Source organism: Kribbella sancticallisti, assembly GCF_039530625.1.
Classification (GTDB): domain Bacteria; phylum Actinomycetota; class Actinomycetes; order Propionibacteriales; family Kribbellaceae; genus Kribbella; species Kribbella sancticallisti.
Genome location: NZ_BAAAOS010000035.1, coordinates 1 through 11,487, shown reverse-complemented (window position 1 = coordinate 11,487; position 11,487 = coordinate 1). Strand labels below are relative to the sequence as shown.

General features: G+C 66.1%; 14 protein-coding genes and 1 pseudogene. 10 read left to right on the top strand and 5 right to left on the bottom strand.

Features of this window, described 5'->3' with window-relative positions; all coding sequences use genetic code 11:
* Positions 1-130: 130 nt before the first annotated feature.
* Positions 131-601 carry an Rrf2 family transcriptional regulator gene (locus tag ABD255_RS24810; RefSeq protein ID WP_344217934.1) on the bottom strand — a complete coding sequence of 157 codons (471 nt, stop codon included), beginning with the start codon at positions 599-601 and terminating at the stop codon, positions 131-133.
* Positions 602-703: 102 nt separating this feature from the next.
* Here ABD255_RS24810 and ABD255_RS24805 point away from each other — a divergent pair, with 102 nt between their 5' ends.
* Positions 704-1,054, top strand: coding sequence for a hypothetical protein (locus ABD255_RS24805; protein WP_344217933.1), 351 nt, complete (start codon positions 704-706; stop codon positions 1,052-1,054).
* Positions 964-1,287, top strand: coding sequence for a GNAT family N-acetyltransferase (locus ABD255_RS43855; RefSeq protein ID WP_425554519.1), 324 nt, complete (start codon positions 964-966; stop codon positions 1,285-1,287). Before ABD255_RS24805 ends, ABD255_RS43855 begins: the two co-directional genes overlap by 91 nt.
* 109 nt (positions 1,288-1,396) lie before the next feature.
* On the opposite strand, the gene ABD255_RS24800 is transcribed toward ABD255_RS43855, so the two are convergent.
* Positions 1,397-2,623 (bottom strand): MFS transporter, encoded by a 1,227-nt coding sequence (locus tag ABD255_RS24800; protein WP_344217932.1) that lies wholly within the window; start codon positions 2,621-2,623, stop codon positions 1,397-1,399.
* A 118-nt stretch (positions 2,624-2,741) separates the two neighbouring features.
* On the opposite strand from ABD255_RS24800, the gene ABD255_RS24795 reads away from it, so the two are divergent.
* The 4 genes and pseudogenes from ABD255_RS24795 (at position 2,742) to ABD255_RS24780 (ending at position 6,242) form a co-directional block, all read left to right on the top strand.
* Positions 2,742-3,335: a TetR/AcrR family transcriptional regulator gene (locus ABD255_RS24795; protein WP_344217930.1), complete on the top strand. Its 594-nt coding sequence runs from the start codon at positions 2,742-2,744 to the stop codon at positions 3,333-3,335.
* 394 nt (positions 3,336-3,729) lie between these two features.
* Positions 3,730-4,557, top strand: a pseudogene (locus ABD255_RS24790) (transposase); the annotation flags it as partial.
* A gap of 313 nt (positions 4,558-4,870) precedes the next feature.
* Positions 4,871-5,488: a hypothetical protein gene (locus ABD255_RS24785; RefSeq protein ID WP_344217928.1), complete on the top strand. Its 618-nt coding sequence runs from the start codon at positions 4,871-4,873 to the stop codon at positions 5,486-5,488.
* Positions 5,448-6,242 carry a transposase gene (locus ABD255_RS24780; protein ID WP_344217926.1) on the top strand — a complete coding sequence of 265 codons (795 nt, stop codon included), beginning with the start codon at positions 5,448-5,450 and terminating at the stop codon, positions 6,240-6,242. Before ABD255_RS24785 ends, ABD255_RS24780 begins: the two co-directional genes overlap by 41 nt.
* A gap of 1,019 nt (positions 6,243-7,261) precedes the next feature.
* Here the strand turns inward: ABD255_RS24780 and ABD255_RS24775 are convergent.
* Positions 7,262-7,756: a hypothetical protein gene (locus tag ABD255_RS24775; protein WP_344217924.1), complete on the bottom strand. Its 495-nt coding sequence runs from the start codon at positions 7,754-7,756 to the stop codon at positions 7,262-7,264.
* A gap of 353 nt (positions 7,757-8,109) precedes the next feature.
* Positions 8,110-8,640, bottom strand: coding sequence for a SigE family RNA polymerase sigma factor (locus ABD255_RS24770; protein WP_344217922.1), 531 nt, complete (start codon positions 8,638-8,640; stop codon positions 8,110-8,112).
* Positions 8,641-8,887: 247 nt separating this feature from the next.
* Here ABD255_RS24770 and ABD255_RS24765 point away from each other — a divergent pair, with 247 nt between their 5' ends.
* The 3 genes from ABD255_RS24765 to ABD255_RS24755 all read left to right on the top strand — a co-directional run bounded on the left by ABD255_RS24765 (position 8,888) and on the right by ABD255_RS24755 (position 9,780).
* Positions 8,888-9,163, top strand: coding sequence for a hypothetical protein (locus ABD255_RS24765; RefSeq protein ID WP_344217920.1), 276 nt, complete (start codon positions 8,888-8,890; stop codon positions 9,161-9,163).
* A 28-nt stretch (positions 9,164-9,191) separates the two neighbouring features.
* Positions 9,192-9,338, top strand: coding sequence for an aldo/keto reductase (locus ABD255_RS24760; RefSeq protein WP_344217918.1), 147 nt, complete (start codon positions 9,192-9,194; stop codon positions 9,336-9,338).
* 244 nt (positions 9,339-9,582) lie between these two features.
* Positions 9,583-9,780: a hypothetical protein gene (locus ABD255_RS24755; RefSeq protein WP_344217916.1), complete on the top strand. Its 198-nt coding sequence runs from the start codon at positions 9,583-9,585 to the stop codon at positions 9,778-9,780.
* Positions 9,781-10,631: 851 nt separating this feature from the next.
* On the opposite strand, the gene ABD255_RS24750 is transcribed toward ABD255_RS24755, so the two are convergent.
* The gene (locus ABD255_RS24750) at positions 10,632-10,940 is read right to left on the bottom strand and encodes an MFS transporter (RefSeq protein WP_344217914.1); all 309 of its coding nucleotides are present in this window, start codon (positions 10,938-10,940) and stop codon (positions 10,632-10,634) included.
* 81 nt (positions 10,941-11,021) lie between these two features.
* On the opposite strand from ABD255_RS24750, the gene ABD255_RS24745 reads away from it, so the two are divergent.
* Positions 11,022-11,487 (top strand): hypothetical protein (locus ABD255_RS24745; RefSeq protein ID WP_344217912.1); only part of this gene is annotated, 466 nt, incomplete at its 3' end.

The following is an 11,487-nucleotide window of genomic DNA, read 5'->3' as shown; positions in this document are numbered from 1 at the left end:
GCACCCACGAACCGGCAGCGACCCCGCTCGCCTCACCCAGGCAGCAAACGACTGACACAGGCGACGCGACCTACCTAAGGTCGACGGAAACCGCACCGCCACGATCGACCCGTGCGGCCCCACACAACGGTCAAGCCCGCAACGAGTCCCGTGCCGCCGATCCAGCCTCGTCGTTGGCAAGGATCTCCTCAAGCACGCCGGCGATCGTCGTAGCCCGCAACTGCTGCGCCATCACGTCGCGCACCCCGTCATAGACGGTCTCCAGGACCGGCCGGATCCCCCCTCCGACGGTGCATTCCGGGTTGGGATCGTGGGCATGCAGGGCGAAGGGTCCGGTATCGCCGAGCGCGTCGTACACATCGAACAGAGTGACGGCTTCGGCCGGTCGGGCCAGGGTCCAGCCGGCGCCGGGCCCCCGGCCGGTCACGCTGACAAGTTCTGCGTCCCGAAGGCGCCCGAGGCTGCGTCTGACCTGGACCGGATTGTTGGCCAGGCTTGCTGCGATCTCCGAGGAGGTCAGCGAGGACCTGCCCCGGCGCGCAGCAAGCTCGAGCCAGCACAGGGCATGCACGGCCATCGTCAGCTGACTGTTCGCGCTCATACGGCTCCATTCACTAGTGCAGTCTCGGCTCCGGGAGGCTCGTGAGCAAGCCTGTACAGACCTGGGTCTGCAACAATCCTACTTGCACATATATTGATAGGAGTGGTCGACGAGTTGAGTGAACCCTTGACATTCTCGTTCTTCGTCGCTCAACGGACCAACTCTGCGAACGGCTTCGACTCAGACACCGTCCGCGGCATGCCCGAGCTGTGGACCTACCTGAACGAAGCAACGTGGCATGCAGGCCCGACACCAACTGATTTGGCCGGCTCCGACAGTGCCGCGGAGGCACACGCACCAGACGAGCTGCGCCAAATCTACTCAGCGTGGTCCGAGGCCGACGACCGCTCGCCTGGGTCGCCATCGACCAACGCGACCATGCCGTCGTCGGCGAAGTCGTCTTCAACAACCTCGATCCGGGCAGTCGCTGGTGCAGCTTCCGGATTTGGTTGAGTCGCCGTGATCGGGGCCTCGGAACTGAAGCAACCGTGCTGGCTCTGAGGCACGCATTCGACGGTGTGAACCTGAACCGGGTCGAGCTGGCAGCCGTCCGCATACCCTCCCTACTAGTCACGACTGCACTCTTGGCCACGGGAGCGTGGTACTGCGTGCGGAGTGGCCAGCGCGAATACCCCGAGGATCCGCTCGGGCGGGCCGTGTTGCCGGTATCGCGGGGCCCGGTATAAACCCGGCCTCGTCAGAATGTTGTGCGAGGCCGGGGATTTCGCGGCCGGTCAGGGGAGCCGCGACTACCTGGTGCGCCCTGCGCGACGCACTGGCCTCCTGGGGCGCCTTCTATGTCGCGTCACGCCGCTGACGCTGCCGGCTCTTGACTGATGGCCGGGCGAATGTCGCGATGAGGGCGGCAAGCAGCAGGACGCCGGCGCCGATCCAAGGAACTGCGGCGGTGGCTGTGGTGTCGACCGTACGACCGCCGAGGAACGCTCCGATTCCGATCGCGGCGTTCCAGATGCAGACCCACAACGCGGTTGCCGGTTCGGGAGAGTCGGGCGCCGCCGAGATCATCCAGGTCTGCATCGCGACCGACAGACCCCCGAAGACGAGCCCCCACAGGACCAGCACCGCGACACCACGGACCGGAGTCAGCCCGAGAGTCGGCATCGCAACCAGCATCACCGTCATGCCGCCGAGGACGCCGATCACGACCCCGCGCAGATGACGGGCCAGGAACGTTCCAGCGACGAAGTTGCCGATCATGCCGGCAACACCGAACGCGAGCAGCACCGGCCCGACAAGGCGCTCCGGCACCCCGGAGACCTCCTGGAGAATGGGACTCACGAAGGTAAAGGCTGCAAAGTGACCGACGACCGCCAACAGAGTGATCGCCAGGCCGGCAAGAACCCCGCGATGGGCCAACTGCGAACCGAGCACCCCGAGACCAACCGGTCGGTCGGCAGCGAGGCGGGGCAACAGCGCGATGAGCGCAACCATGGTGATCAGGGCCAAGGCACCCAACGCGGCGAAGGACAGTCGCCATCCAATCAGCTCGCCGAGCACAGTCGCAAGCGGCACCCCGAGGACGTTCGCAGCCGCAACCCCGCCGAAGATGACGGCGGTAGCCCGATGCACCGATTCCGGCGCTGCCAACCGCACCGCCAGGCTTCCAGCGACTGCCCAGAACCCACCGATCGCGATCCCCACCAGCACCCGCGACGCGACCAGCACACCGATATTCGGCGCGACTGCCGTCACGGCATTGGCCGCCGTCATCAGCACCATCAAGGCGATCAGCAACACCCTGCGGTCCAGTCTCCCCACGACCAGCGGTACGCCGATCGCAGCCACCGCAGCCACGACGCTGGGGACGGTGACGCTCAGCCCTGCGACTCCCTCCGTCACGCGGAGGTCACCTGCCAGGGCGGTCAAGAGTCCGATCGGCAACTGCTCGGCGGTGACGAGCACAAACGTCCCCAGCATCACTGCCATCACCGCACCCCATTGAGTACGGCGGCTGCCCTGGGCGCTGCCCATACCGTCTGAGCCGACCTCGGTCGTGGTCACATCTCCTCCTTAATTCGGGATCGATCGATCCCTAATCGGTGGACGGTATCATTAGGATCGATCGATCTACAATGGGTTCGAGCTCATAGGCCGCTTGAGGACCAGCAGAGGAGGGCCCATGGCGAGGCCTCGAACCTTCGACACGGAGGCAGCCGTCGCGGCATCAATCGACGTCTTCAGGCGCCACGGCTACCGCGGGACGTCGATCCGCGACCTCAGCGCCCACCTCGGGCTCAGCCTGAGCAGCATCTACCGCGCGTACGGCGACAAACACGGACTCTTCCTGCGGGCCCTTGACCACTACCGTCACACCGAGTCGACCCAGAACTGCCAACTCTTCCTGGAGAGCGAAGCAACGATCGATGGGCTGTGCCGGAGCCTGGCCGCGATGGTGCTCACCGAGGAGGATCCCGACGACCCGGCCGGATGCTTCGCCATCAACACCGCCGCCGAACTCGGTCGCACCGACGCGAGCGTGGTTGAGCGCACCGAGGCAGCCTTCGGCCTCACGCGGGCCGGACTGCGCGATATGGCTCAGCGGCTCCACGAGAACGGGACGCTTCGGCCGGACTGCGAGGTCGACGCGTTCATCGACACCCTGTTCACCCTCATCCTCGGATGGCGTTTACGCGTTCGCTCGGGCCACGACCCGATCACCATCAGGGCATCGATCGTGGCGGCTGTCACCCCGTGGGCAGCCCTGGCTCCCTAACCCGGCGCTTTCACGGCCGTAGGGTGCTGAGGCTGTGTTGGTGAACTGAAAGGTGCTCCTGACCAGCGACGATGTGGTTTGTCCCAGGACCAGGTCGTGCGGCTCCCGGACAGGAACAGAGGACAGGCCAGTGCTTGAACTCGGGCAGGGAGTTCCCGCGGGCACTCATGACGCCGCCCGCCTCGTCAGCGGTGACCTGACCATCAGCTAACCACCAGGCCCGCGATTGCCAGACAGTTGCATCGACCGCTCCGACCGCTTAGGGCGGATTCAATCGGTCGTCGCAACACCTCGAGCACGGAGGTTTGCGATGGGGCGGAGAACGAAGCGGTTGCCGGAGCCGCCGGCGGGTGCGCGGCGGCGGTGGACGGCGGATCGAGCGCTGCGACCGCCGATGCGTTCACCGGGCCGGCCTGAGCCCTCGCGCGCGGTGCAGCGTGAGTTCTGGCGGCTAATCGCGTCGGACGTGACGACGGTCGAGGCCGCTGAGTCCGTTGGTGTGTCATGGCCTGTCGGGGCCCGCTGGTTCCGTCACGCTGGCGGCATGCCGCCGATCAGCCTGGACGAGCCCACGGGTCGATACTTGTCGTTCGCGGAGGAGGAGATCGCGTTGCTGCGCGTCAAGGAGGTCGGCGTCCGCGGGATCGCCCGCCGGATCGGACGCGACCCCCGGGACGGTCTCTCGCAAGCTCCGTCGCAACGCGGCGACCAGGAGCGCAAGCAGGTCTAACGGGCCTTGGTGGCACAGTGGAAAGCGCAGCAGGCCGCGAAGCGCCCGAAGACGGCGAAGCTCGTGGGCGACGACAGGTTGCGTGAGTACGTGCAGGAGCGGCTGGATGGGAGCGTCCGCCGACCCGACGGCACGATCGTCGCGGGCTCCGAGACCCCCGTATGAAAAGGGCTGAACAAACCGCACCGGCAGGACAGGCGATGGGTGACCGCGTGGAGCCCGGAACAGATCTCCCACCAGCTCCGGGCCGACTTCCCCGATGATGAGTCCATACGAATCAGCCATGAGGCGATCTACCTGTCGCTGTTCATTGAGGAGCGTGGCGCGCTTAGGCGAGAGCTGGTCGCATGTCTGCGCACGGGCCGGGCGCTGCGGGAACCGCGAGCCCGATCACGCAACAAGCCACGGGGGCATGTCACCACGGATGTCGTCCTCAGCGAACGCCCCGCCGAAGCCACCGATCGCGCTGTTCCAGGGCACTGGGAAGGCGATCGTGCGACACGAAGTTGCTCGAATTTGAGTGGACTGACCGGATGGAGAGGCGGCTGATGGCGCCGAAGGTGCAGTCACAGGTCCGTGTCCGTATGACCCGTCCCCGCCCTTGACGTGTGATGCCGGTAACGGCGTGGTGCGAAGCTCAGGGGGAAGCCCAAGGACTCCCGTTCCATCCGGGAGTTACCCGCAAGGGGAAGACCGGACGGGTGAACGCAAGTGAACTCCCGATGACCTGGGGTATTCACCGCGGGGCGGTGTTCATGGCTTTTTGGGGTGTTGGGACGTAGAAAGGTGTTCCTGACCTGGGACGATGCGGATTGTCGAGATCTGCAGGACCCTGGAAAGGAACACCTTCGAGGTGAACAGTACAAGCAGGCGCGGGCCTGGTGTGGATCCCGCGCTGGGATGGTCGCGGGGGCTGTCGGTCGAGGTGGGTGGCGCGGGGCGGGTCGCGCAGGCGGGGATCGTGTTACCGCGGCTGCTGGCGGATCGGGTCGGGTTGACCACGGGCTTGTCGGGTGTGTTGGCGAGGGCGGGTTTCACCCCGCCGCGGGATCGGGGTCGGGCGTTGACCGATGCCGCGTGTGCGCTGGCCGCGGGAGCGTCGTGTCTGAGTGATATCGAGGCGATGACCGCGCAGGTGGAGATCTTCGGCCCTGGTGGTGGCGCGTCGAACACCACGATGTTGCGGGTCCTGAACGAGTTGGCCGTCCGGCTGGGCGTTGACGGGTTACCGGGCCGGAAGCTGGCCAAGGCGATGGCCGGTGCGCGGGCGAAGGCGTGGGCGCAGATCGTGGCCCGGCACGGGCAACTGCCCGAGGTGTTGGTCGCCGGGACCGACCTGACCCGCCCTCAATCAGGATCAAGACGCCGGGGCGCCTCGTCCGGTGCTGTTCGTCCGGCTGGACGCGACACTGATCGAGGCTGACAGCACCAAGGACGGGGCCGCGGGCAACTATAAGGGCGGTTTCGGGTTTCATCCGCTCACTGCGTGGTGCAGCAATGTCGGGGACAGCCTCGCGGTGATGCTGCGCCCGGGCAACGCCGGCTCGTTCACCGCCTCCGACCACATCGTGGTGCTGGACGCGGCGATCGCCCAGATCCCCGCAGCCTGGCGCACCGATGTGCTGGTCACGATCGACGGCGCGGGTGCCTCCCACGACGTGATCAACCACCTCACCGCGTTGAATACCGCTGCTGTGCATGGCCGGCGGGGCCGGCGGATCGAGTACTCGATCGGCTGGCCGGTCGATGAACGCACCCAGGCCGGGATCGACCAGCTACGCGAGTCCGATTGGACCGACGCGCTGAGCGCCGACGGGAAGGCGGACCCAAACGCGTCTGTCGCGGACCTGACCGGGATCCTGCGCCACGGCCCAGACGGGGACAAGCTGGCCGGCTGGCCGGTCGATCTGCGGATCATCGCCCGCCGGGTTCCCCGACCGGCCGGGGAACAGGCGAAACTCGGCGACCACCCCGACTGGCGCTACGGCGCGTCCGTGACCAACACCGTAGCCGGGCAGATCCAATGGCTGGACGCCCGCCACCACACCCAGGCCCACGTCGAAGACAAAATGAAAGAACTCAAGATCTGCGGCGCAGACAACCTGCCCTCCATCGACTGGGATTGCAACAGCGCCTGGCTGCAACTGGCAGTGCTGGCCTGCTCGCTGAACGCCTGACTGCGCCACCTCGCCCTCGACGGGCAACTCGCGAAAGCCGAACCCAAAGCGCTGCGCTACCGGCTCCTGCCCCCCGCCTCGTCACCCACGCCCGCCACAAGATCCTGAAAATCACGCCCGGCTGGCAATGGGCAGGCGACCTGGCCACCGCCTATCAACGACTCCAAGCCTCCACCCCGCCTGAACAAACGCCCCGTCCCGACCAACAGCACCACCCCGGCCGACCAGTGGAACCGGCGCCCAACCGAGCACATCGGGCAAACCGACCTGACCCAGGACGACCCTCAACCCCAGACAGCCAGAAAATCAGCCAAGCACGGCACCGCAACGCCACCATGAATCATCCAGGTCGATGGTATTCCCGCCGGTCTTCGACGTCTTGATCCCGCCCGGAGGGATGATGCCTATTCTGACGGGTCTTGGGTAGAGCCATCGGCACAGCCGACGAAGACGCTTCGACCTGCGACGCGGCCGTCTCGGCCATCAGCGGTCTGGCGCTCGCGGCCGATGCTGCTTGTGCTGCGACGACCAGGACCAAGGCCAAGGCCAAGGCCAAGGTCAAGGTCAAGGTGATCATCGGGATGATTTGTCTTCTGAGCGGATGTTTCATCGCATCCTCCGCAATTCTCTGCGCCGCGGGGTCTGCTCGGCGTCAGCCTTACTGTCCTCGGGGGCCCATGACGCATGGCAAACCATTCCATTTTCTTCGAAATAACAGCTATAATTCCGAGATACGAGAAATTAGGCGAGAGGCTCGCAACCGATGCTGCTCCGAAGGACACCGCGGCGCAGGGTGCTGATCACGGCGGTCCGAATCCTGTTTTGATGTGACTTCGGCCGACTCCGGCGGGCGTCCGCGTGTCCGGCAGTCCTTTCGGCGCCTCGATCAGGAAGTCGAAGAAGAGAGAGGCATTGGCCACCCTGATCAAACTGCGATCTGAGTGGCCAATGCAGCTGACCGGGCCCCGGCGGGAAGATGGATCGCATGTCCGACCAGCCGGGATTGTCGGGTACCCGATTTACCGAAGCGGGTTGGTTCTCGGGCCGCCGTCCTTCACCAAGGGGAACTGAGCCATAACCTTGCCTTCGGCATTGTAGGCGAAGACATAGGCGTCCCCAGGCGCCAGGGCGTCGCCCTTCGGAGCGTCATACGCGACCACCGACATCATCCAGCCGGGAACGCCCGCTAGCCGGTACAGCTTCGCCTCGTAGAACCTGGACCCGTCGGTGTAGAGCACCCGCCGCGCGTCACCGCGGAACACGCTGACGACCACTTTGTTGCCAGCGGCATCACTCGAGGTGTGAATTCCTGGGACGCGGCCGTCCCCGATGTTGGCGTTCCCTACCGTGCCACGGCATCCCACCGGTTCGTCGGCGCCTCCCCCTGAAGGGGGTGTCTTGGTGATGCACCACTGCGTACCGCGGGTCTCGAACGAGTGATTCGCGGCGATCTTGATCTTGCCACTGGCCGCGATCGTGCCGATCGGCTTCGCCCCGATCGGTCCCCCGGGCATCCAGCCCGATCGTGGCTTCGGGACGGTAAAAGTCGACTTGACGGGCGGCAGTACTTCCTTCTCAGAGGTCGACCGGACTGATGGCTTCGCCGTGGTCGACGGTGCTGAGGGCTCGGCCGAGCTGAAACCTGACGGGCCGCCCGAGCCGGCGACCTGCGGCTGTGCCCTGCCGGTCCCGGCAGCCAACATTCCACCGATCGCCACCGAGACCACCGCTACTGACGCGATGACCGTCATGGCGAGGTTGCGGGCCTGGCGTCGCTTTGCACCGGCGATTACCTGAACCGGATCCAAGCACGGTGTGTCGTCGTCGCCTAGCTCTCGCAATGCCCGGAGCCTCGATGTGTCGTCGTTCACGCTTGTCCTCCTATGGTGATATCGGTCAGTTCGGGCGAGGAGCGCAATTTCGTCAGCGCCCGCGACGACGTACTTTTGACGGTCCCGATCGCCACGCCGAGTGTTGCTGCGGTCTCGGCTTCGCTGAGGTCCTCGATGAATCTGAGGACGACCACCGCGCGCTCCCGCCTCGTCAGCGCAGCGAGCGCGGCCTCCACCGTCACGCGCTGCTGCACACCAGGTGCCGGATCGTCGACGTGCATGAAGCCCGGCCTCACCTCTCCTGGAGCCTCAACCGGGCGTTCTCGCCATGGACGCCGCCGTAGCCAGGACAAGTGCTGGTTCACCACCGCCCGCCGCACATAGCTGAACGGGTCGCCGAGCTCGATCCGGTTCCACCGCACGTACGCCTTCTCCAGTGCGGTTTGCACCAGATCCTCGGCGAGTCCCTGATCGCCGCACAGCATGCGGGCGATGCGCACCAGTTGGGCAGACCTGGCCACGACGAAGGCTGTGAACTCCTGGTCGCGATCGGCGCCCTGCGTCATTCCACGTCTCCCTAGTTAGGTTGTTCGGACTTAAGGACGCGGCTTGCCCTCAAATGGTTCTGTCCGGCCCGTAGGTCTCGAGCCGACGCCGCGCTGGGAGGGGCTGTGCAGCGTTCGATCCGGTCGATCGCCTCGTCGACGTACTTTTCGGGCGTGCGGGTGCGGTCGAGGTGTCCGACACCAGGCATGGGCGACCGACGTCTACTACGCCCACATCTTCGACACCGCAGTCCCGCTCGAAGACCAGGTGCAAGCGTTCGGCGCGCTGGCCGCCGACGGAACCGTCGGCCTGCTCGGCCTCAGTAACCACTGGGCATGGCAGATCGCGAGGTTGAGGGCAGTGGCCGCGACGGCCGGGCTGCCATCATGTGAGGTCTTGCAGTACTGCGCGCAGAACCCGGTCTTGCGATGGTCGCCTACTCGCCGCTACCAGGTGGCGCGTATGTGCGCGACGACAAGCCGCTGGACGACCTCTACGACCAAGCGGGAACACAGTCACTTCAGAAGGTCCTGGACCAGGTGATCAGGAGACAGGAGCCACTGCCAACCAAGTGGTGCTGGCCTGGATAATGGGCGGCGAGTTGCCGATCATTCCGTTGATCGGCGCATCATCGGTGGCCCAGCTCGACGAAGGTTTGGCCGCTGTCGATCTCGAACTGACCGACGAGCAGCGCCAGAGGCTCGACCTGGCCGGTTGATCGCTGGCGCCGGACAGCGAGTGGGCGGCCGACGTTCATCGCGGATGTCAGCCGAACACAGGTATTCGACACGCATACTCGTCACCGGCCGGAAAGCCCGTTCGACAGAGAGGAACAGCATGCGTTTCGGTTTGAAGGCGGACGCCACGGGAGCGCACTGACCGGCTGGCCGACCACTCAGGTCCGTACGACCCGTACTCGCTGGCCGCGATGTCGCCCGAGCCCGTCCGGCAGACTCGATGAATTGCTCGACGGCCGCGTGATCCGACGGATCCTGCTCGCGTACGGAGCCATCAATCCATGGGAGTCCCAGCACGGGTTCGCCGCGCTGGTGGACCGGTACACCGAGATCGGGTTCGACGAGATCGTCGTCTATGCCCCGAAAGCGCACGAACTGCCCGTCTTCGACCAGGTCATGGCCAGACTGGACGACTACCGCTGAGACGCCGACGAACTCAGGCGAGACAGAACGGCTCACGGCAGGTCAACACCAGAGATGCACACCTGGTGAGCTGCGAGACGGTTGCAGTCAGAGGCGGTTCGCCTCGCCATCGGCCGCCGTACGGTCAGCAGACAGGAGATCACCTGATGACTGGTTCCACAGCCGCCTTCAGTCGCGGAGACGAAGCACCCACAGCCCGTCTCTCGAGTTGAAAGATGCATTCGTCACGTCGGCAATGCTGAGGACCAAACTTCTCCCTCCCTCAGTACCCTCGACGGCCATCATGTCGCCATCGAGGATCGGCTGTGCTTTCCGGCCCCAGAAGGTGATTGGGGCACGCAGAACCTCCACCGTGCTCACATGAATACACCCACCACCTCGCGGTTCGCAGGCCAACTCCGGCGACACCGATCCGGCATCGGACGCACAGGAACTGGCCGCGAATCGCGCGGGAACGGCACAGATCACGGCATGCCCGAAAGGCGTGGGTACACCGGCCGAGGTCACTGTCGGCGGACCCACGGGGTGGCAGGCCGGGATGACCGCACAGATCAGGATCCGTGAAGGCCCGCGCATCGCGCAGACTTTTGTTTTGCAGTAGGGCGTTTCAAGCGCGGCATATGTTGCCTTGTAGACCGCCCGTCACACCATCAGTGTGACCGCCGCGAGGTGGTTCCGGACTGTGCCGGGCGACAGACTGGTACGCCGGGTGGTCTGGCGACCGGAGTGTTGAACTCGACCAGCCGCAATACTTCGGCCTCCCGCCGGGTCAGCGGACACGTCGGTGCCATCAACGCATCGTCGGCCAGCGCCGGGATCGGCGTACCGGCTGCCGCTGTGGACGCGGCGGATCACGTCGGCATCGTCTTTGCCCGCGGTGCTTGGGTTCGCCTAGCCGCGCCGCTGAGCGCCTGCATCACCACGATCGGCGCCAGCGCGGGGCCGCCGACCCAGAACAACACGGCTATCAGACCTTGCACGACGAACCGGACCAAGTCGGCGATGATCATCATTCGGCGCGGGCCGAAACGGTCAGCCAGCACTCCCCCGATCAGCATGCACACCGCCAGGGCCGCCATCCAAGCGCCGAGCGCGTAACCGACACCGGCCGCGCCGTACCCGAGCGCGAGGAGCCCGACCGACAGGGCCACCGGCAGCATCGCGTCGCCCAGCAGCGAGGTGGTCCGGGCTCCGAGGTACCAGCGAAAGTTGGCGGACCACTCTCGGCGGGGAGGTTCTCGATGACCGCAGTGTCCCTTGAGCCTTCGAGGGAGTCGTTGGTGCGGGCGGTGATCGACCTAAGCCACGATCGGCCGGGTGAGGTGTTCGAGGCGGTGGATGGGCTGGGCATGCTCCGGGGTGCTGCGATCGTGCCGCTGATGGTCCGGGACCGGACCAGCGGCGTGCGCCGGATCGAGCAGTTGGCGCCCGAGCATGTCCCGCAGTTGAACCAGACCGTCGCCGCTACCGATCGCGCCGGCTGCCTGCGGGCGCTCCGGGCGGCGGTCGACCTCCTCCGCACGGTGCGCCCCGTAGACCTCGTACGCCGTACCGGGGGCCGAGCGGGCCGTGATCGCCTACGTCGACGGGATCGCTACCCGGCTTGGGTGAGCTCGCGTTCCTCCGCGGCGGGTTGCTCGACCGGGTCGCTCTCGCGGAAGCCGTGCTGCTGCCACCAGCGGGCCAGCGGCGCGGGCGCCCACCAGT